A 19981-nucleotide genomic window follows, 5' to 3' on the forward strand; every position below is an offset into this window, starting at 1 on the left:
GTCTTCGAACTCGAAAATGTGGACTTGAGCGATGAGTGAGACACAGTCTGGCGGGAGCCACGCTCATGCTGGCAGCAGTCACGCTCATACCGGCGGTTGCCAGTGCGGCGCGGTGCGCTTTCGCGTCGAGGGTCCGCTCGGCGACGCCTCCGTGTGCCACTGCCGGATGTGCCAGAAAGCGTTCGGCGGTTTCTATGCGCCGCTCGTGACGGTGCCCATGTCCGCGCTCACCTGGACGCGTGGCGAGCCGAAGCGCTTTCAGTCTTCGAACGCGGGGCGGCGCGGATTCTGCGCCGATTGCGGCACACCGCTGACCTATGAAGCGCCCGACGGCATCGCTATCGCCATCGGCGCGTTCGACGATCCGAAGGAGATCGCGCCTCAGATACAATGGGGCATCGAATCCAAACTCCCGTTCGTGGACAGCATTCCAGCCCTGCCGCAGAAGCCGACGCAGGCGGATTCCGGAGCCGCGTCGTTCCTCGCCGTCCTCGAGTCCTTCCAGCATCCCGACCACGACACCGAGCAGTGGCCGCCCGCATGACGCATTTGCGCAAATCGCTGACCTCCGCCTCAGACCTCGCGGACGCGGGCCTGCTGCCGGCCGGCGCGGAAGGCGATGTCCGCCAGGTCGGCGCGCGCTATGCGATCGCGATCACGCCGGCCATGGCGGAACTGATCGACACGAAAGACGCCACCGACCCAATCGCGCGGCAATTCGTGCCGGACGTTCGCGAGCTCGAAACCCGCGCGGAAGAGCGCGCCGATCCGATCGGGGACTTCGCGCACAGCCCCGTCACCGGCATCGTGCACCGCAATCCTGATCGCGTGCTGCTCAAGATCGTCGGCGTCTGCCCGGTCTACTGCCGCTTCTGCTTCCGCCGCGAAATGGTCGGGCCTGCCGCCGAAGCCAATCTGACGACGGAGGAGCTGGCGGCGGCGCTCGACTACATTCATGCGCACCCCGAAATCTGGGAGGTGATCCTCACCGGCGGCGATCCGTTCGTGATGTCGCCGCGCCGGGTTCAAGCGGTGACGCAAGCGCTCGGCGCGATCCCCCACGTCAAGATCATCCGGTGGCATACGCGCGTGCCGGTGGTTGCGCCGGAGCGCGTGACGGCCGAATTTGTGGAAGCGCTCGCGACCTCCGCCGCGACCGTCTACGTGGCACTCCATGCGAACCACCCGCGCGAGCTGACGGGTGCGGCCCGCAAGGCCATCGCGCGTCTGGTGGACGCGGGGGTTCCGGTCGTGAGCCAGAGCGTGCTGTTGCGGGGCGTGAACGACGACGTGGATACGCTCGAAGCGCTGATGCGCGCTTTCGTGGAGGCACGCGTGAAGCCCTACTACCTCCACCATGGCGACCTCGCACCTGGCACCGCGCATTTCCGCACGACGCTCGCCGAAGGCCAGGCGCTGATGGCCGCGCTGCGCCAGCGCCTGTCGGGACTGGGTATGCCGACCTATGTGCTGGATATCCCGGGCGGCCACGGCAAGGTGCCGGTGGGACCGGCCTACATCGACGCCGAGGGCACGACAGCCTTCGATCCGGCCGGCGCGCCGCATCGCGTCGACGGGGCGTGCGCGCCGTAACGCCTTATCGCATCGTCGACGGCGCAGGCGTGCCGAAGCGCATGGACCCGCTGTTTCCCTGGCTTCTCGTCCGGTTGTGACGTCCTCCGTGCACGGCCGGCGCCATTCCCATGGTTGATGATCCCCCGATCCGGTGTCAGAGTGTCGCACCGAAAGCAAAGAGCCCCGGCGCCGTCCGTCACGGACGGCGAAAAAGCGGGCCGTGCATATGCACACAATGCGGCGGAGGAAACGCATGAACGAACAATTGAAATCCGAAATCTTTCACGGCGCCTGTCCCCACGACTGTCCGGACACCTGCGCGATGGACTACCATGTGCGCGACGGCAAGCTGGTGGACGTGCGCGGCAAGAAGGACCATCCGTTCACGCGCGGCGGCCTCTGCGTAAAGCTCAAGGATTTCCACGACCATCACGCCAATCCCGACCGGCTGATGTATCCGCTGCGCCGCGTCGGCGCGAAGGGCTCGGGCCCCAAGGGCGGCAACACCTTCGAGCGCATCACCTGGGACGAGGCGATTCGCACCATCGGCGACAAGTGGCGCGCAATCATCGCCGAGCACGGTTCGCAGGCGATCATGCCGTACAGCTATCTCGGCAACATGGGCCTCGTGCAGGGCATCAACTCCGGCGACCCCTTCTTCAATCGTCTCGGCACCACGGTGAACGAGAAGACGTTCTGCACGTCGGGCTCATCCACGGCGTGGCTGATGACGCACGGGCCGACCGGCGGCGTTGATCCGGAAAGCTTCGTGCATTCGAAGTACATCGTGATCTGGGCTTGCAACACGATCTCGACCAACCTGCATCACTGGCCGTTCGTGCTCGAGGCGCAGAAGCGCGGCGCGAAGATCGTCGTGGTCGATTCCTACCGGTCGCGCACGGCCAAGGGCGGCGACTGGCACATCTGCCCGCGGCCCGGAACGGACGGCGCGCTCGCGCTCGGCATCATCAATTCGATGATCGAACAGGGCGTGGTCGACCAGGATTACGTCGACAACTACGTGAAGGGCTTCCCGGAGCTCAAGGCGCGCGCGGCCGACTTCACGCCCGAGTACGTGGAGAAGGTCACGGGCGTCAAAGCTTCCGACGTGCGGAAGTTCGCCTACGAGTTCGCGACTGCGCAGCCTTCCGCCATCCGCATCGGCGTCGCCATCGAGCGCTCGGCGGGCGGTGCGCAGGCGTCGCGCGCGATTTATGCCCTCCCCGCGCTTGCCGGCTCCTGGCGCCATGTGGGCGGCGGCATGCTGCAACTGCCGCTGTGGGACTTCCCGATCGACTGGGTGAAGGCGGCGCGTCCCGACTTCATCAAGCCCGGCACGCGGGCCGTAAACAACCTGCGGCTCGGCGATGCGCTGCTCGGCAACCTCAACAGCGGCCCGCCGATCAAGAGCCTGTTCGTGTTCTGCACCAACCCCGTCAGCCAGACGCCGGAGACGAACAAGATCGTCGAGGGCCTGCAGCGGGAGGACCTGTTCACGGTCGTCGCGGAGCATTTCATCACCGACACCGCGAAGTATGCCGACATCATCCTTCCCGCCGCGATGGCCGGAGAGGCGGAGGACATGATGTGGTCGTGGGGTACTTTCTATTTCACGTATAACCAGAAGGCGGTCGAGCCTCCCGGCGAGTGCAAGCCGACGAGCGACTTGTGGCGTCTGCTGGCGGCCGAGATGGGCTTCGACGATCCCGTCTTCAAGATGACCGACAGCGAGCTCTGCGCCGAGTACATCAACTGGGCCGACCCGAAAATGTCCGGCATCGGCATGGATCACTTCAAGACGCACGGCTACTTCAAGATCGACGTCGGCTCGGCGGATACGCGCACGCCGCACGCGGAAGGCAAGTTCCCGACGCCTTCGGGCAAAGTCGAGGTGCTGCTGCCGGACGACACCAAGAACTTCGTCGCCGGTCCGTTCCGCGCCATGTACGACGGCGATCAAGACGGCTCGCCGGTCGATCCGCTGCCCGGTTACGTCGCGCCGCGCGAGACCGCGGAGGCGGCGCCCGATCTCGCCAAGAAGTATCCGCTCAACATCATCTCGCCCAAGAGCCACGGCTTCCTGAACTCGTGCTACGCCAACGAGCCGCACAAGATCCGCGGCCAGGGCGAGCAGTTCGTGATGATCTCGCCGCATGACGCGGACGCGCGCAACATTCGCGAAGGCGATCCCGTGCGCGTCTCGAACGACCGCGGCAACTTCGAGGGCGTGGCGCGGGTGACGGACGACGTCAATCCCGGCATCGTGGTGGCGACGCTCGGATACTGGCGCTCGCTCAACCGTTCGGACGGATCGGTCAACTCGATCTCGTCGGACGCGTGGTCGGGTCTCGGGCGTGCGCCGACCTATTTCGACAATCTGGTCGAGGTCACGCGCGTCAATTAGGGTTTCGCATCAAGCTCATGCGGCCCGGCGGTCATCCGCCGGGCCGCTTCCGTTTCGCCCCGTGCCGCGTTCCTCCGATGCGTGACAATCCCGGCACACCGCCTGAACATTTGCGGCGCTCGATTGCGGGACGCCCGTTCGCAAGCCTAACATCCGGCCTCGTTTTGCGGGGGCAGTCGGGTGAGTGGGATGCGTAAGCCGGTGCGGCGTGTTTTGGCGTGTGTGATTGCTGTGGCGAGCGCGAGTGCGCGGGCCGACGCCATCGCGGACAATCTCAACGTCTACCGCATGAGCCCGCCGCTCGCGGCCTATACGCCCGGCAGCATCGTTCGCGGACACCTCGACAAGCGCACCTTTCAACGCACAGGTGAAAGGTTGCTCAAGGTCAACGTCGTCCGTTGCCGTGCGCCGTTCGACAAGGACGGTATCGAGGAAAACCTGGACAGCGCCGCATTCGCGGTTCGTGATCAGAAGTCGTTCGGGCTCTCTGCGGGCTGGGCCAACCTGCTGAACGCAAACTTCAAGGGCAGCTATGTCGAAGACGTGACGCTCACGTTCACCGGAACGATCTACGAGTATACCGAGGACAAGCTCGCGGCCCTGCGCAGGAAATGCCTCGGCTCGGCGAATCCGAAAGGTGACCAGGGCAAATTCCAGTTCCAGATCGTGCGCCAGGCCGTCGGCCGGTTCGAGTATCAGATCAAGTACTCGCAATCGGCGAGCGCGGGGCTCAAGGTGGACATCGCCCACAAGCTTGCGGCCGAGCTTGGCGGCTCAGGCGAGATCGACCGCGAGGGCAAGATCACGATCCCGCGCGGGGCGATGGCCTACCCGCTCTGGCGCGAAGACTGGTAAGGCGACCGAGCCGCTCCGTGTGACCAGGCGAACACTCAGTTAAGTAATTTTCCGTATCCGGAATTACGGGTGCGCTTCCGTGCTACGCGACGTGCCGTGATGATTCCTCATTATGGAGCCTAGCTATGACACTCGCTCGCCTCGTCGCGAAGATCGTGCTTCCCGTAGCCCTCGTGTCCGCCGCGTTCGCTCCAGCCCTTGCCGACAGCTGGAAGTTCGATGTCGTCAACAAAGGCAATTCGCCCGTCGTCGAGTTCCGCACGCAGGAAGACGGTGAATGGAGCGAGAACTGGGTCGAGAATCGCATCGAGCCGGGTGACACCGTGAACCTCGATTTCGAAACTGCCGAAGGCAAGTGCGCGGTGCGCACGCAGATCCGCTTTGTCGACGGCACTTACTTCGACGCCGACGTCGACTACTGCAAGGCCAACCTGCTCGAGATCTACACCGACACGCTCGTGTGGAAGGCCGCGGAGTAAATCCGAGACGGCACGACGCTTACGATATCCGCTGCGCGGCGACGCTGCGCAGTGGATATTTTTTGCGATAGAGCGCCACGACCGCCGGCAGGATGACGAGTTGGCCGAGCAGGGAAGCGAACAGGCAAACGGACGCCAGCTCGCCGAACAGACGTAATGACGGCAGGTCCGACAGCATCGTGACACCGAGACCCAGCGCCAGCACGACGGTGGTGAGGATCACGGCGGGGCCTATGTGATGGGCCGTGCGGGCCAGCGCTTCGCGCGCGCTGTCCGGTCCGGGGCCCAGGCGCTCCTCTTCGAGACGGAAACGATTGAGGAAGTGGATCGTCGAGTCGATCGCGAGCGAGAATGCCACCGTGATCGCGACGATCGAGGCGAACTGCAACCCCTGCCCTGTGTAGTACAACAGCGCGCCGGTGGCGAAGATCGGGAACAGCGACGACAGGATGCTCGCCACGCCGACGAGCCAGGCGCGCAGCGCAATGCCTAAGAAAATGAAGACCAGGAAGATGTCGCCGACGAGCCCCCACGTCAGCTCGCTGATCAGGGTTGCGGAGTTGCGCGCGGCAATGGCGGGCAGCCCCGTCACGGAAATCTCATAGCCGGGATGCGCCTTGCGCACCGGTTCCAGCGCATGGTCGATCTTTTCGACGACGGGCAGGATTTCGCTCGCGTCGATATCCGGCAGGCGGGCCGTTACCAGCACGGCGCGCTCGTCGGCGGCGATGAAGCGGCGCACGAGGTGATCGGGCAGGATGCCGACATACTTGCGGATGGTCGGGATGCTCGCGTCGCCCGCGGCATCGAGCCAGCGGCGCAGGCTTTCGAGAGACCATACGTTGCCGAGCCCGGCTTCCCTTTCGAGCACGCGATGGGCTTCGGCGATAACGCCCAGCGTTCCGACGTCGTAGAGGCCGATGACATCGGACGCTGCCGGGGCCGCGCCTGCGGCTGCGTCTTGTCCGCCCTTCCATTCGATCATGACGTGGACCGGATTGGCGCCCGTGAGCTTGCTGTCGAGGCTGCCGGTGGCGGAGAGCGCCTGCTCCTTGTCCGGCACCTGGTCGGCCAGGCGGTACATGGGTTTCAGCGCGAAGAAGGCGTGCCCGGTGATCAGCACCGCGGCGATGCCCGCCAGCACGAACGGCGCCGGGCGGGCGCCGACGTATCCGATCACGGAATCGCTGAAGCGCTGCAGCACGCCAACGCCGCCCTCCTCGCGCTCGTGCGGATCGACGGCGGCGGCCGGCTCGCGGCGGACGAAGATGGCGGCCAGCGTCGGCACGACGACGGCGACGGCGGTGTAGGAGATCGCGACCGCCATCAGTGCTGCGAGGCCAAACGTGCGGATGAGGGCCGAGTCGGCGAACGCGAACGAGACGATCGAGATGGCCTGGTTCATCGCGGTCAGCAGGCAGGCGGGCGCAACCTCGCGCACGGCGTTGCTGGCCGCCTCGATGCGATCCATGCCGGCGAGGATGTCGCGCCGGATGGCGAAGACGAGATGCATCGAATCCGAAAATCCAGACACGAGGATCAGCGGCGTGATGACGTTGATGAAGAGGTTGAGCCGGAAGTCCAATCCGCCAAGCACGCCGAGCGTCCAGAGAATGGCAATCGTGGGCCCCAGCACCGCGATCAGCGTCAGCGACAGGCGGCGGAAGAAGAGATAAGCGACGACGAAGCCGACGGCAAACCCGAGGCCGTTGTAGACGAGCCGGTCGCGCTCGACGGCGTTCCGGATTTCGAGCTGCATCACCGGGGCGCCGGTCAGCTTGGCCGTGAGGCCGGAGCCCGCGAGCTGCTGATCGGCGACTTCCTTGATGCCGCCGATGACGGTGCGCGCCGTGTTCTTTTCGACCAGCGCGCGGTCCAATGAAATCACGATCAGGGCCAGCTCGCCGTCGCCGGACAGGAACTTGCCTTTGACGATGTCGTTTTCTGCCAGCGCGTCGATGACCTTCTTGTAGGCGGCGTCGTCTTGTGGAAGCTCGTCCGGCACCACTGGTGGCGCGTAGCCCGTCGCATCGGGGATGCCGCGCGCCGAGAGCATCGACACCAGACCGCTCACGCCGTCGGTGAGTTGCAGCTCGATCACGGCCTCGCGAAACGCCGTGAGCTTCTTGCGCGAGAGCAGGTCCTTGCCTTCCACGACGACGAGCACGTCGTATTCGCTCGACGGGAAGCGGCTGTCGATCTGCTCGTACTTGCGGAACTCCTCCGTGTTGGTGCGGAACAGCTCCGAGAGGCTGTCGTCGACGCGCAGTCTCGAAACGCCAAAGACCGCGAGCGCCGACAGGATGACGATTAGCGCCAGGGACAGGTAGGGCGCGCGCAGCGCCACCAGCCCCAGGCGCTCCAGTCCGAATGAAAACAGAAACGACCGGCGCGGCATCTCGGGTGTCGTCATGTGTCGTGTCCGTTTCGTGCGTTTGTCGTGCCGCGGCAGATCCGGCCTTGCGTATCCGAACGCGCAGTCCGGCAACACGGCCGCGCCGCTGCCGCAAGTCTGCAGGGCCCCAGTCTCGGCTTCTCAGCCGAATCGGACCGCTTGAGGCGTACGGTCGCACCCGCCCGCACGGACGTGCAAGCGGGCGTCGAGGATGGCGCACCGATGTTGCGGCTCAGGCGGCCTGAGCCTAGGTTCGCCCTCTGCCGCCCTCGCGGAGGATCCGCCACGCATGTCGAACGTCGCCGCCGACCAGGTGCTGGATGCGCTCGGCCTTCGCTGTCCGCTGCCGGTGCTCAAGGCCCGCAAGGCGCTGTCCGCGCTCGCGGCCGGTCAGGTGCTCGAAGTTCTCGCCAACGACCCGGCTGCGCCCGAAGATTTCGCGGCGCTGTGCCAGGTCACGGGCCATCGCCTCGTCGCGCAGACCTGGGACGGCGGGGCGCACCGCTTCCTCATCGTCTCGGCCGGCCCGTCTCCGGGACCTGGTCCGGCATCCGGAGACTAGTCTTGCCCGGCCAGCGAGAACGCACGTGGCGGGGCGGTGCGCGGCCTTGACATCGGAGTCACCCCTTCGATAAGAGTGGGCCCTTCGATGAGGGGCGTCTTGCGCCGCACGGTTTGGCCGGTTGGCCGATCCCGCCGCGCACACCGTATGCACTCTCCAGGCGCGGTCGTTTTTGCGGCGCGCACATCGGGCGGTTAGCTCAGCGGTAGAGCACACGCTTCACACGCGTGGGGTCATAGGTTCAATCCCTATACCGCCCACCATTTTTAGCTCACGCGCTGAAGCGCTCCGCATGGGCGGCGCTCGCGCCGGGTCGCCTTGCTCCCGGGCCCTGCGGGCCAAGTTCTATGTTTGCGCGCTGAAGCGCTCCGCATGGGCGGCGCTTTTTTTCCGAGCACGGTTCCGCCGTGACGTTAGTGCACGGCTCCGCGATGACCTGCCGGGTCGCAATGCGATCGGGCTTCAGGTTCTCACGCGACGAGGCGGTGGTCGGAGATGAGCTGCTTCATCAGCTCAAGCTCGTACTCGATCGAGGCGATCGTATCCTTGGTCGCCTCCTGCTGCGCCGTCGCTTTGCCGACGTCGGCGGCGAAGTCTTCGAGAGCGGCTTGTATGCGGTCAAATGCGGTGTCGCTGTCCATGACCCATCTCGCTGAGGTATGAGCCCGCGTACCCGATTCCCCGCATGCTGAGGGATCGCGGCCGGACTTATGCTCAGATTCGGGATCGAGTTGCAGCGCCACGCGCGCGATGCATGACGCGCGCGACGCGGATCGAACGGTTCCGGACTGAGAGGCGTCGCTCAACGCGACGACGTGCGCGCCGCGGACAGATCCACGTCGCCGTACATCGTCATCATCGGATCGTCGTCGAGGATTGCTTCCTCGTAGCGGCCGTAACCGTTGAAGTCGCCGGCGATGGCGCGGCCGTAGGCGCCGACGTTGCCGATCTCCAGATAGTCCCCTTCCTTGATGCACGACGGCAGCAGGAACGGGCCCTTCATGTGATCGATGGAATCGCAGGTCGGGCCCCACAGCTCGTAGGGCACCAGCGGATCGGACGAAGGCTCGCGGCCAACGAGGCGCGCTGGGAAAATCCAGCCGAGGTGCGCCGCGTCGAACAACACGCCATAGCCGCCGTCGTTGATGAACAGGTCGTTGCCGCGCCGGGCTTCGACGCGCACGATCAGGCTTTCCGCCTCGGCCACAAGCGCGCGGCCGGGCTCGCACATCATGCGTACGTTTTCGCGCACGGGCAGCCTGTTCACGCCCTCCTCGATGGCCGCGATAAAGCGCGCGAGAGGAGCGGGCTGCATGTTCGGATAGACCGACGGGAAGCCGCCGCCGACATCGACGCGATCGACCACGACACCGGCCTTGCCGATCAGCCCCTGCACCTCGGCGAGGGCGTTGATGTAGGCGTCCGGCGTCATCGTCTGCGAGCCGACGTGGAAGGTGATGCCGAGCTCTGCGGCCGCCTGGCGCGCCTTCACGAGCAGGTCGGCAGCCTTGGCGCCGCCGGTGCCGAACTTGCGCTCCAGCGGAATGCGGCTGTTGATGGCCGGCACCGAGATGCGCACGAACAGCACCAGATCGCGCGCGGGGCCCGAGGCGCCGCGCGTCTCGTCCAGGATCTTTTTCAGCTCGTCCTCGGTATCGAGGGCGAAGCTGCGGATGCCATGCTCGTGGTAAGCGCGGCGGATCGACTCGCGCGACTTCACCGGGTTCATGTAGTGCAGCTCAGCGCCGGGAATGGTCGCGGCATCCTCGACCTCGGGCAGCGAGGCGACGTCGAAGTGGCGAACGCCCGCGCCGTACAGCGCGCCGACGAGGAAGACGGAGCTGTTCGCCTTGTAGGCGTAGGCCACGTCGCCGTTGAAATTCTCGATGAACCAGCGGGCCGCGCGCGCCGCTGCGTGCGGGCGAGAGCAAACGACCGGGCCTTCGGGCTTACGGGCGGCGACAAGATCAGCCGCCGAGGCAAAACGCTCCATCCTTACGGACCTCCACCAACAAAAAGGGGTTGGAAAAGAAGCGCCGTGCGGAGCGAAACCGCCGCCGTGCGTGAGGGGGATTTAGGGCCTTGCAGCCTCGATGTAAAGACCTTTGGCGCCAAGGACATCGCGTGACAATTTGACGACAGCGGCGTTGCCCGGTTCGTGGCCGGGCAACGCGTGCGCAGCGCTCCCACGTGTCTGGATCCCGGCCTCGCCGGGATGACGGCGAAAATGGTGAAGACGACATACCCGCCAACGTCACCCCGACGTCATGGCGAAGCCACGCGTCCTCCTGGACGGACGGGGTGCAGACACGTTGCAACGGGGGACGGCGCTACTTCCCTTCCCGCGCCCGGCGGAGGGCAGCGGCGAGAGCGCTCTCGCCTTCCGGCTCTGACCTCTTGGGCGGAGGCGCATAGCTGCGCGACTGGTTTGCAGGCGCGCCTTGCGGGCGCGGGCCGCCGGCACTCGGCTGCGAGCCGCGCTCGACGGCGCCCGAGCGCATCGTCAGGCCAATGCGCTTACGCTCGGCATCGACTTCCTTGACGCGCACCTTCACCACGTCGCCGACCTTCACGACCTCGCGCGGATCTTTCACGAAGCGGTCGGCCAGCTCGGAGATGTGCACCAGACCATCCTGATGCACGCCGATGTCGACGAATGCGCCGAACGCGGCCACGTTCGTCACCGTGCCTTCGAGCTGCATGCCGGGGCGCAGGTCCGAAATCTTCTCCACGCCATCCGCGAAGGTCGCCGTCTTGAATTCGGGACGCGGATCGCGGCCGGGCTTTTCAAGCTCCGCCAGAATGTCGGTCACGGTCGGAATACCGAAGCTCTCATCGGCGAATTCAGCCGGGCGTAGCGCTTTCAAAAATGCGCGGTCGCCGATCATGGCCTTCAACGGACGCTTCGTCTTCTCGGAGATACGCTCCACGACCTCGTAGGCCTCGGGATGCACGGCGGAAGCATCGAGCGGGTTGGTGCCGTCCATGATGCGCAGGAAGCCCGCGGCCTGCTCGAACGCCTTCGGTCCGAGGCGCGGCACCTTCTTCAATGCCGAGCGCGCCTTGAACGCACCGTTCTCGTTGCGGAAGGCAACGATGTTCGCCGCCAAGGTCTGGTTGAGGCCGGAGACGCGAGTCAGCAGCGGCACGGACGCAGTGTTCACGTCGACGCCGACCGAGTTCACGCAATCTTCGACGACCGCATCGAGCGAGCGGGCCAAGCCGCTCTGGTCGACGTCGTGCTGGTACTGTCCGACGCCGATGGCCTTCGGCTCGATCTTGACCAGCTCGGCCAGCGGATCCTGCAGTCGGCGCGCGATGGACACCGCGCCGCGCAAGCTGACGTCGAGGTCGGGGAACTCTTTGGCGGCCAGTTCCGACGCGGAATAGACCGACGCGCCGGCCTCCGAGACCGTGACCTTGGTGATCTTGATCTGAGGCATCTTGGCGATCAGATCGGCCACGAGCTTGTCCGTCTCGCGGCTGCCGGTGCCGTTGCCGACGCTGACGAGATCGACCTTGTGTTTGAGGCAGAGCGCGGCGAGGGCTGCCAGCGAGCCCTGCCAGTCGCGGCGCGGCTCATGCGGATAGATGGTCGACGTTTCGACCAGCTTGCCGGTGCCGTCCACGACGGCCACCTTGACGCCCGTGCGCAGGCCCGGATCCAGCCCCATGGTGACGCGCGGACCGGCGGGCGCTGCGAGCAGCAGATCCTTCAAGTTCGACGAGAAGACCGAGATGGCCTCCGCGTCGGCGCGCTCCTTGAGGCGCGTCAGCAGGTCGGCGGTCGTCGTCGTGGCGAGGCGCGCTTTCCACGCGAGGCGGACGGTTTCGCCCAGCCACGCGTCGGCCGGGCGGCCCTTGTCGGCAATGCCGAATGCGCCGCGGATCTTTGCTTCGGCAGGATGGGCCTGCTTCTCGTCATGCGGCACGTCGAGATCGATTTCGAGGATGCCTTCGTTGACGCCGCGCAGCAGCGCCAGCGCGCGATGGCTCGGCATATCCTTGATCGACTGGCCGAAGTCGAAATAGTCGGAGAACTTCGCGCCTTCGGTTTCCTTCGCCTTCTTGACCTTCGAGGTCAGCGCGCCCTCAGACCACTGCCATTCGCGCAGGCTGCCCACGACGTCCGGGCGCTCGGCAATGCGCTCGATCAGGATATGGCGGGCGCCATCGAGCGCAGCCTTCTGGTCGGCGACGCCCTTGTCGTCCGAGATGAATTTGGCGGCCTCGGCCGCGGGATCGAGAGCCGGGTTGGCGAGCAGGGCTTCGGCGAGCGGCTCGAGGCCTGCTTCGCGCGCGATCTGCGCCTTGGTGCGCCGCTTCGGCTTGTAGGGGGCGTAGAGATCTTCCAGCTCGACCTTCGTCGCCGCTGCATTGATGGAGCGCGCGAGTTCCGGCGTGAGCTTGCCCTGCTCTTCGACGCTCTTGAGGACGGTGGCGCGGCGGTCTTCCAGCTCGCGCAGATAGACGATGCGTTCGGCCAGCGTGCGCAACTGCGTGTCGTCCAGGCCGCCGGTCTTTTCCTTGCGATAGCGCGCGATGAACGGAACTGTCGCGCCCTCGTCGAGCAGTGCGACTGCGGCCGCCACCTGCTCTTCGCCCACGCTCAGTTCATCCGCAATTCGCCGATTGATCTTGTCCATGAGTGTGCCTGCTGGAAGTTCTCTGATGGGTGGGCGCGCAGTTAGAATTACGACGCGCGGGAGGTCAACTGCGAGGAGGCCGGCGCCTGGGGCGCAGCTTCGTCCTCGAGGTCCAGAGCCGTCAAGCGCTCGCCGCGGCTCGCGATGCGGGAAGCCGAAACCGACACTTTTTCCAATGCCTTGACGGACGATCCGAAATGCCGCTCAAGCTCGGTCACGCGCTCGGCCAGCCGCGACACGTCGCCGAGCAGCAAGCCGACCTCGCGCTGGATGAGGCCGGCCTGGTCGCGCATTTTTGCATCCTTGATCAGGGCCTGCACGGTCTGGACGGCGAGCATGAGGATGTTGGGGGCAACGATCACCACACGCGCGCGATGCGCCCGCTGGACCAGCTCAGCAAAATGCTCGTGCAGATCGCCATAGACCGATTCCGAGGGCACGAACATCAGCGCCGTGTCCTGCGTCTCGCCCGGGATCAGATACTTCTCCGCGATGTCGTCGATGTGGCGGCCCACCGCTTCGCGAATGGCGTCGCGCGCGGCCTTCACCTCGTCCGGCGCGCGGGCGACACGCAGCGCCTCGAAGCCTTCGAGCGGGAACTTCGAGTCGATGACGAGCGGCGCAGGCGTGTTCGGCATCCGGATCACGCAGTCGGGGCGCTTGCCGTTCGAGAGCGTCGGCTGGAATTCGTAGACGCTGGCGGGCAACGCGTCGCGGATGATCGTTTCCATGCGCAGCTGGCCGAACGCGCCGCGCGCCTGCTTGTTGGCCAGCACACCCGACAGCGACAGCACCTCCGACGAGAGATCGGCGAGGCTCTGCTTGGCGTCCGCGATGACGGCGAGGCGTTCGTTGAGGTTGGCGAGGCTTTCGGTCGTGCGCCGGCCCGCCTCGGCGAGATTGTCGCCCAGGCGCGATGTGGCGGTGTCGAGCGTTTGCGACATGTGGCGGGTGAGCGTGTCGACGCGCTCGGACAGCCGAGCGGCGGTGTCGACGTTCTGGCGTTGCGTTTCGGCCAGGCTGTCCGACAGGCGGCGGCTGACGCCGTCGAGCGCGGCTCCGAGACGCACCGACACCTGCTCGACGCGATCGTCGAGCGCATGGGAGTCGTCGGACTGGCGACGCACCGTCATCTCGCTCATCGCGGTCAGGCGGCCTTTGATCTCGGCGAATTCGGCGGCCTGTGCCGCGGCCCGGGCCTCGGCCCTCGCCGCCCGGCGCATGCCGAGCACGATCCAGAGCGCAAAGACGGCAAGCATCGCCCCCCCGACCAGCACGAGCGGATCGATGCCGTCGGTCACGTGCCCCACGCGTTCGCGCAGAAGGTCGAGCCATTGCGTCATGCGATCGGGGGGCGCTAGGCGATCTGGAACCGTTTCCACCATGGCGTGTCAGGTATCCGATTCGTCCGCCCAAAATTCGTCGGGATGGGGGCGATGCTAGGCCGTTTCCCCATCGAATTGAGGATGGCCGTGCGCGCGTTCCTGGTTTTTCTTCTCATGTTGGCTAGCCTGCCGGCCGCGGCGCAATCCGTCCGCGCCGAGAGCGACGAGGCGGCGGTGCGCGCCGTGATCGCGACCTGGTATGGCGAGTTGCGCAAGAGCGGCGACCGCAAACACTGGCAGCTCTTCGCGCCAGGCGCCATCGACGGCGGGCCGCCCGAGACCGAGATCAATCCGGGCAGCCGCGCACTCAGCCCGACGATTTCAAACGAACTCGCTGCGAAAGCGCTGACCTTCACCTACGAGCTGGACGTCCTCAAAATCGACGGGCGCTTTGCCAAAGCGATTGTGTGGGAGCGCGGCTACTTCTACGCGTTCGCCGCGCAGCGGACCTATGAAACCGCCGCCTCCGCGCTGTTCGTGCTGGAAAAGCAGGATGACGGCCGGTGGCTGATCCTCGCGCACCAGGCCCAGTCGGCCGGCATTCCGCCGACGAAGCGTACCGACCCGATGCCCGACCTGCGCGATCTCTTCTATCGCACGCAGGGCAAGACTCGCGACCCGGCCGCCGACGCGCGCCAAGCGGACAAGTTCTAGCGCTACGGATTGGCGACGTTTGCCGGTTCGATGATCACGGTTGCGGCCGCGCGGCCTTCGACGACGTCCGCAGGGGCGACGGCGGCGGGCGCTTCGGGCTTCGGCGCAGACCGTCCCCTCCGCCGGCGGCGGTTCGTCTCGGCGTTGGCTGCGGCGCGGATTTCCTTTTCGTGGTCCGCCGCCGTCCTCAGGAATGTTCGCCAATCGCCCAAGATGCGGAAGCGTTGCTTCTCGTAGTCGTAGGCGATGCCTTCCGGCGTAAGGTCGTGACGCTGGCAGATCGCAACCAGCGTCTCCTCGCCTGCCCGCTCCAAGCGGAGCTGATATCCCGCGGTCGCGCCCGGAACGGCGAAGGTGACGCCGGGTGCGATCAGGTTGTCCTGCTGCAGCTCGTTCGGGAACAGCACGATGGCTTTGCCGTCGCGGTCGACGTCGATCAGCGTCAGGTGGCAGGCCTCGCTGACGACAACGCTCACGGAGATAAGATCGCGCGGGCGGTAGACGGCCCTGTCGGGCCAGACGACGACATCGATCTCGTTTTCGGGGACGTTTTGCTTGTCCTGCGGCGCGCTCGCCGCGGTGCCGTCGAGCACGCGATTGAGGGCGTCCCACTGCCCGCGCGTCACGGCGGCATTGAGCAGGCGCGCGGCCTGGACATCGCCCGTGTTTGCATTTGCCGTCAGCGCCTCTGCCATCTCGCGCTCGCTCGCGCCGTGCTCCGCTGCCGCGCGCGTAAGATCGACGTCTTGCGTCCAACTGCGAGCCAGCGGCTCAAGTTGCTGCTGGACGGCGCCGTCGAACTTCATGGCATCGCCGGAAGCGTCGCCGGATGGCGCGAGAATGCGGGCGGCGAGCCAATCGGCGGGCACGATATCGGGAATTGAGGACGGGGCCGACGCCGTGAGCCGGTCCCACTCGTCCGCCGTCATGGCCAATGCGCTCGGGCGCACGACGAGCAGCGCGCTCTCGTCTCCCAGCGTTTCGATCCCGCTCGACGGCGCCGCGCCGCGATTGCGGGCGATGGCTGCGAGCAGCGCGGAGGCGGCGGTTCGCGCGACCTCGAGGCGTCCATCCGGCTCGCAGGCGTTCCAGAGGTGCACGAGGGAGAGGAAGCGCGTGTCCGCCGCCTCCGCCGGTCCGACAGACCGCATCCATCGGTCGGTCATGTCCTCGACCTCTGCGGCCGTGATCGGCGAGCGGTCGCGACACGCTTCATCTCGCGTCGGCAGGGAGGCAATCCAATCGCGCACAGACTCGATCTCCGCAGGGGACGGCGCAATTCCAGCGGGCGCCGGCGCTTGGGCTTTGCTTGCCTCAGGAGGCTCGCCGTTCGCAGCTTTGTCCTTGGCAGGCTTGCTGGCCTCGCCGTTTGCGTCGCTGCGCTTGGCGTCGCCGCGTTTGTCGTCGTTGCGCTTCTCGTCGTTTTCGCCGTCGGCCTTGGGACGCACGCTTGCCGTGAGCGCAAAGAGGCGCAGGTAGGCGCGCGACAAATCCGGCTTTTGGGGCGTGATCAGGCGCGGGTTGGCCGCCAGAGCGTTCATGTCGAGGGTGCCTGCGCCCGCCTCGCGGCATTCGGCGCAATAGGTTTCCAGAACGAGGCGCGCGCGTTCGCTCACGGGAGCCTCCGGCGCGGCCGCAGCCGCGTAGCCCAGGCTCGCGCCCGCAAGCGCGAACGCCGCCGCCACGACGCGCGCGCGCCGCCGCGTTCGCCCTCTTCGCCCCGCCCTCGCCGTTGCCGCCGCCGTCATCGATCCTCCGCCCGGCAGAGATTATCGGTTTCCGGGGGGCCGCCGCCAGCGGCGCTTGAGCAACATGGTCAAATCCAAATGCATCGCATTTACTTGTAGTTACCAGCCGGCATCGATCCAGCCTGCGGCCGGGCCATTTTCGGCGCCGCCGGGCAACGAGGGGTGGCCCGGGCCGGGCGCGTGGCCTATGTGTTCAAGCAGGCGTGCGTTCGAGCAGGCGTGTGTTGCTCGCGCTCCTTTTTGCGATTTCGCTTCACTCGGTTTCCTCACATCACGGACATCCACCATGGCGCACGGCGGCAAGCTCCTCATCGATCAACTCGCACTGAATGGCGTGCAGCGCGTGTTCGAGGTGCCGGGCGAGAGCTTCCTGGCCGCGCTCGACGGCCTCAGCGATACCCCCTCGATCCGCACCATCATCTGCCGTCATGAAGGGGCGGCGGCCATGATGGCGGAAGCGACGGGAAAGCTCACCGGCAAGCCCGGCATCGCCTTCGCCACCCGCGGCCCCGGCGTCGTCAATGCCGTCTCGGGCGTGTACGTCGCGCAGCAGGACGCCACGCCGATGATCCTGTTCGTTGGCCTGCCGACGATCCCGCTCGAAGAGCGCGCGCCGTTCCAGGAGATCGACATCACGGCGCTGTTTTCCGGCATCGCCAAATGGACCGCCGTAATCCGCCAGACGGATCGCATTCCCGAATACGTCTCGCGCGCCTTCCGCGTCGCCATGTCCGGGCGTGCCGGACCGGTCGTGATCGGATTGCCGGAGGACGTGCTGTCCGCCCAGACCACGGCGGCGCCGTTGCCTCCCGCAACGCTCTCGCTTGCGGCGCCGTCCGACCGCGACATGGACGCGCTCGCGAAGCGGCTCGCGGCGGCCGAGCGGCCGCTGGTCATCGTCGGCGGTCCGGGCTGGAGCCGCGAGACCAAGCGCACGATCGAGGATTTCGCGCGCGCCTTCGACGTGCCTGTCGCGGCCTCGTTCCGGTGCCAGGACTACTTCGACAATCGCCACCCGAGCTATGTCGGCCATCTCGGTTTCGTCACGGATCGCAAGCTCAAGGCCGGGCTCAAGGCGTCAGACCTCGTGATTGCCATCGGCGCGGAAGTGGCCGACATCGCAACCGACGGCTATGCGCTGCTCGGCGGGGCGGATCAGACGTTCGTGCAGGTGCACCCGGAGCCCGCCGCCATCCTCGGCTATCGAGACGCGAGCCTCGTCATTCCAGCCGCCAGCGCGACCTTCGCTGAGGCTCTGCTCGGCATGGCGGAGCGCGTACCGGGCACTTCCGACAAGAAGGGCGCGCGCCGCGCTTGGAGCGTCTTCCGTCACGACCTGCGGGCGGCCTACGAAGCGAGCCTTGTTCCACGCGCGACCCCGGGGCCGGTGCGCATGGAGGATGTCGTGACCGCGATCTCGGCAGCCCTGCCCGATACCGGCCTCGTCACCAACGGCGCGGGCAACTATTCGCAGTGGGTGCATCGCTACTTCCAATGCAAGGAGTACCGCAGCGGGCTCGCCTCGACGTGCGGCTCGATGGGTTACGGACTGCCTGCCGCCATCGCCGCCAAGCTCGAACATCCTGCCTCGCCCGTCGTCTGCTTCGCGGGCGACGGCTGTTTCGCCATGACGGCGACGGAGCTCGGCACGGCGATCCAGTACGACCTGCCGATTGTGATCGTGATCGCCAACAACGGCATGTACGGCACCATCCGCATGCATCAGGAACGGCGCTATCCTGGCCGGCCCAACGGCACGACGCTCGTCAATCCCGATTTCGCTGCGTTCGCGCACGCGCATGGCGCGGGAGGCGCGGTCGTGACGCGCAGCGAGGATTTCGCGGGCGTGCTCGCCGAGGCGCTGGCAGCCGACACGCCGTACGTGATCGATGTGCGGCTCGATCCCGAGGCCATCACGCCGATGGAAACGCTGACCGGCGTGCGCGAGGCGGCTACTGCGAAGTAGCCCCTTCGCTTACTGGGCCGCGCGCATCTGCTCGAGCTCTGCTTCGAGCAGCAGGATGCGATCCTGAAGCGTGCGAACAGCGTCCTGCACGTCCTCGATCGCGACAAGCTGGGGGATGTGCTGCGGGCAGTTGCGATCCCACGCCTCGATCTCGAACAGAATTGCGCGCTCGGCGGTCGCGTTGCCGACTGGCGGGCGCAAGCGCGACAGCAGCTCGTCGTCGTTCTCGACGATCCTGGCGCGGCCCCAGATTTTGACGCGCCGCCGGTTGGCGTAGTCCATGAGGAAGATGAACGCGCGGGGATTGTCGGCCAGATTGCCGGCCGTGATGTATTGCCGGTTGCCCGCGAGATCCGCGAACCCGAGCGTGCGCTCGTCCAGTACGTGCAGGAACCCGGCAGAGCCGCCGCGATGCTGGATGTAGGGCTGGCCATCCTTGTTGGCGGTGCCGAGATAGAACGAGCGCACCTGCGCGATGAAGGCCGCCAGATCCGGCGTTACCGTTGTGGGCCAGCCTTTGGCCTGCTCCATGCGCGCATACTGTGCGCGGGAGCCGCGCGCCGCTTGCTCGGCTTTGACCGTGTCTGTGAACGCGATGTCGGATGCGTAGCGGGCCATGAGTGCGCTCCTTGCGAAACGAACGGGCCGAAACGATCGGGCCGTAAAGATCGGCCGATATGATCTGACGTGTCAGATCTCCGGCATGCCGATGAAGCCCGGGAGCGCCTTCACGCGATCGACCCAGGCGGCGACGGCGGGATAGTGTTCGAGGGCAACACCGCCTTCGTGGCTGAGCGCGACATACGGCATGCAGGCGATGTCGGCGACGGTGGGCCGCCCGAGCGCGAGCCAAGCGTCTCGCGCCAACTGGCGCTCCATGAGTGCGAGGATGCGCGCCGACTTGGCGCGTGCGTGCGCGACATCGAGCTTGTAGCCGAACTTGTCGTGCAGACGCGCGTCGTTCGGGCCGCGGGCGATTTCGTTCTCGGCCACCATCAGCCACTGGCTCACCTGCGCGAGGCCGGCGGGGTCGGTCGGCAGCCAGCTTTCGCCGCCCCACTTGCGGGCGATGTAGATCAGGATCGCCTGACTGTCGCGCAGCACGAGATCGCCATCCTGAAAGACCGGGATCTCGCAGAAGGGATTGAGGTCGCTCAGCGGCGGCTGCTTGTGCGCGCCGGCAAGGAAATCCACGGGGATGACTTCGAGCGGCACGCCGATGAGCGCGCACAGCAGGCGCACCTTGTAGCAATTGCCGGACAGTTCGAGGTCGTAAAGCTTTGCCGCCATTGCTCGCGCCTTTTCGTTCGTC

16 protein-coding genes and 1 tRNA gene are annotated in these 19981 nt (G+C 66.4%); 9 read left to right on the plus strand and 8 right to left on the minus strand.

The genetic code is table 11. From position 1 onward, the window contains the following. Window positions 1–31 precede the first annotated feature (31 nt). From K2Y42_RS03650 to K2Y42_RS03670, 5 genes are all read left to right on the plus strand, one after another. A complete protein-coding gene (locus K2Y42_RS03650) occupies window positions 32–544 on the plus strand; it encodes a GFA family protein (protein WP_291148582.1) in 513 nt (170 codons plus the stop codon). Further along, the gene (locus K2Y42_RS03655) at window positions 541–1593 is read left to right on the plus strand and encodes a lysine-2,3-aminomutase-like protein (protein WP_291148584.1); all 1053 of its coding nucleotides are present in this window, start codon (window positions 541–543) and stop codon (window positions 1591–1593) included. The genes K2Y42_RS03650 and K2Y42_RS03655 overlap by 4 nt, the downstream gene beginning before the upstream one ends. Window positions 1594–1828: 235 nt before the next feature. After that, window positions 1829–3979, plus strand: coding sequence for a molybdopterin oxidoreductase family protein (locus tag K2Y42_RS03660; RefSeq protein WP_291148587.1), 2151 nt, complete (start codon window positions 1829–1831; stop codon window positions 3977–3979). Between the two features lie 189 nt (window positions 3980–4168). Beyond that, window positions 4169–4834 (plus strand): hypothetical protein, encoded by a 666-nt coding sequence (locus K2Y42_RS03665; RefSeq protein ID WP_291148590.1) that lies wholly within the window; start codon window positions 4169–4171, stop codon window positions 4832–4834. Window positions 4835–4959: 125 nt separating this feature from the next. Beyond that, on the plus strand, window positions 4960–5313 hold the full coding sequence (locus K2Y42_RS03670; protein ID WP_291148591.1) for a hypothetical protein: 354 nt from the start codon (window positions 4960–4962) through the stop codon (window positions 5311–5313). Window positions 5314–5332: 19 nt separating this feature from the next. On the opposite strand, the gene K2Y42_RS03675 is transcribed toward K2Y42_RS03670, so the two are convergent. Further along, entirely contained in the window at window positions 5333–7726 is a 2394-nt protein-coding gene (locus tag K2Y42_RS03675) for an MMPL family transporter (RefSeq protein WP_291148593.1), read from the minus strand. Window positions 7727–7997: 271 nt separating this feature from the next. Here K2Y42_RS03675 and K2Y42_RS03680 point away from each other — a divergent pair, with 271 nt between their 5' ends. Then, a complete protein-coding gene (locus tag K2Y42_RS03680; RefSeq protein WP_291148595.1) occupies window positions 7998–8270 on the plus strand; it encodes a sulfurtransferase TusA family protein in 273 nt (90 codons plus the stop codon). Window positions 8271–8458: 188 nt separating this feature from the next. After that, a tRNA-Val gene (locus tag K2Y42_RS03685) sits at window positions 8459–8533 on the plus strand. Window positions 8534–8740: 207 nt separating this feature from the next. On the opposite strand, the gene K2Y42_RS03690 is transcribed toward K2Y42_RS03685, so the two are convergent. From K2Y42_RS03690 to rmuC, 4 genes are all read right to left on the minus strand, one after another. Then, on the minus strand, window positions 8741–8911 hold the full coding sequence (locus K2Y42_RS03690; protein WP_291148598.1) for a hypothetical protein: 171 nt from the start codon (window positions 8909–8911) through the stop codon (window positions 8741–8743). 161 nt (window positions 8912–9072) lie between these two features. After that, the gene (locus K2Y42_RS03695) at window positions 9073–10263 is read right to left on the minus strand and encodes a type III PLP-dependent enzyme (RefSeq protein WP_291148601.1); all 1191 of its coding nucleotides are present in this window, start codon (window positions 10261–10263) and stop codon (window positions 9073–9075) included. Window positions 10264–10600: 337 nt separating this feature from the next. After that, window positions 10601–12916, minus strand: coding sequence for a Tex family protein (locus K2Y42_RS03700; RefSeq protein ID WP_291148603.1), 2316 nt, complete (start codon window positions 12914–12916; stop codon window positions 10601–10603). A 47-nt stretch (window positions 12917–12963) separates the two neighbouring features. Continuing rightward, the gene (gene rmuC / locus K2Y42_RS03705; RefSeq protein ID WP_291148606.1) at window positions 12964–14301 is read right to left on the minus strand and encodes a DNA recombination protein RmuC; all 1338 of its coding nucleotides are present in this window, start codon (window positions 14299–14301) and stop codon (window positions 12964–12966) included. Window positions 14302–14382: 81 nt separating this feature from the next. On the opposite strand from rmuC, the gene K2Y42_RS03710 reads away from it, so the two are divergent. Beyond that, window positions 14383–14955 (plus strand): hypothetical protein, encoded by a 573-nt coding sequence (locus tag K2Y42_RS03710; protein ID WP_291148608.1) that lies wholly within the window; start codon window positions 14383–14385, stop codon window positions 14953–14955. A 2-nt stretch (window positions 14956–14957) separates the two neighbouring features. On the opposite strand, the gene K2Y42_RS03715 is transcribed toward K2Y42_RS03710, so the two are convergent. Beyond that, on the minus strand, window positions 14958–16703 hold the full coding sequence (locus tag K2Y42_RS03715) for a DUF4384 domain-containing protein (protein ID WP_291148610.1): 1746 nt from the start codon (window positions 16701–16703) through the stop codon (window positions 14958–14960). A gap of 286 nt (window positions 16704–16989) precedes the next feature. Between K2Y42_RS03715 and K2Y42_RS03720 the strand changes: the two genes are divergently transcribed. Beyond that, the gene (locus K2Y42_RS03720) at window positions 16990–18669 is read left to right on the plus strand and encodes a thiamine pyrophosphate-dependent enzyme (RefSeq protein ID WP_291148613.1); all 1680 of its coding nucleotides are present in this window, start codon (window positions 16990–16992) and stop codon (window positions 18667–18669) included. Window positions 18670–18678: 9 nt separating this feature from the next. On the opposite strand, the gene K2Y42_RS03725 is transcribed toward K2Y42_RS03720, so the two are convergent. Beyond that, window positions 18679–19287, minus strand: a complete 609-nt coding sequence (locus K2Y42_RS03725) for a pyridoxamine 5'-phosphate oxidase family protein (protein ID WP_291148615.1) — start codon at window positions 19285–19287, stop codon at window positions 18679–18681. 72 nt (window positions 19288–19359) lie between these two features. Next, on the minus strand, window positions 19360–19959 hold the full coding sequence (locus tag K2Y42_RS03730) for a glutathione S-transferase family protein (RefSeq protein WP_291148617.1): 600 nt from the start codon (window positions 19957–19959) through the stop codon (window positions 19360–19362). Between the last annotated feature and the right edge of the window lie 22 nt (window positions 19960–19981).

It is taken from the genome of Hyphomicrobium sp. (assembly GCF_019744875.1).
GTDB lineage: Bacteria > Pseudomonadota > Alphaproteobacteria > Rhizobiales > Hyphomicrobiaceae > Hyphomicrobium_C.

Excerpts from the sequence above, each read along its gene's own strand:
- K2Y42_RS03650 (WP_291148582.1), top strand. The coding sequence starts at position 32 with ATGAGTGAGACACAGTCTGGCGGGAGCCACGCTCATGCTGGCAGCAGT.
- K2Y42_RS03655 (WP_291148584.1), top strand. The coding sequence starts at position 541 with ATGACGCATTTGCGCAAATCGCTGACCTCCGCCTCAGACCTCGCGGAC.
- K2Y42_RS03660 (WP_291148587.1), top strand. The coding sequence starts at position 1,829 with ATGAACGAACAATTGAAATCCGAAATCTTTCACGGCGCCTGTCCCCAC.
- K2Y42_RS03665 (WP_291148590.1), top strand. The coding sequence starts at position 4,169 with ATGCGTAAGCCGGTGCGGCGTGTTTTGGCGTGTGTGATTGCTGTGGCG.
- K2Y42_RS03670 (WP_291148591.1), top strand. The coding sequence starts at position 4,960 with ATGACACTCGCTCGCCTCGTCGCGAAGATCGTGCTTCCCGTAGCCCTC.
- K2Y42_RS03675 (WP_291148593.1), bottom strand. The coding sequence starts at position 7,726 with ATGACGACACCCGAGATGCCGCGCCGGTCGTTTCTGTTTTCATTCGGA.
- K2Y42_RS03680 (WP_291148595.1), top strand. The coding sequence starts at position 7,998 with ATGTCGAACGTCGCCGCCGACCAGGTGCTGGATGCGCTCGGCCTTCGC.
- K2Y42_RS03690 (WP_291148598.1), bottom strand. The coding sequence starts at position 8,911 with ATGGACAGCGACACCGCATTTGACCGCATACAAGCCGCTCTCGAAGAC.
- K2Y42_RS03695 (WP_291148601.1), bottom strand. The coding sequence starts at position 10,263 with ATGGAGCGTTTTGCCTCGGCGGCTGATCTTGTCGCCGCCCGTAAGCCC.
- K2Y42_RS03700 (WP_291148603.1), bottom strand. The coding sequence starts at position 12,916 with ATGGACAAGATCAATCGGCGAATTGCGGATGAACTGAGCGTGGGCGAA.
- rmuC (WP_291148606.1), bottom strand. The coding sequence starts at position 14,301 with ATGGTGGAAACGGTTCCAGATCGCCTAGCGCCCCCCGATCGCATGACG.
- K2Y42_RS03710 (WP_291148608.1), top strand. The coding sequence starts at position 14,383 with ATGGCCGTGCGCGCGTTCCTGGTTTTTCTTCTCATGTTGGCTAGCCTG.
- K2Y42_RS03715 (WP_291148610.1), bottom strand. The coding sequence starts at position 16,703 with ATGACGGCGGCGGCAACGGCGAGGGCGGGGCGAAGAGGGCGAACGCGG.
- K2Y42_RS03720 (WP_291148613.1), top strand. The coding sequence starts at position 16,990 with ATGGCGCACGGCGGCAAGCTCCTCATCGATCAACTCGCACTGAATGGC.
- K2Y42_RS03725 (WP_291148615.1), bottom strand. The coding sequence starts at position 19,287 with ATGGCCCGCTACGCATCCGACATCGCGTTCACAGACACGGTCAAAGCC.
- K2Y42_RS03730 (WP_291148617.1), bottom strand. The coding sequence starts at position 19,959 with ATGGCGGCAAAGCTTTACGACCTCGAACTGTCCGGCAATTGCTACAAG.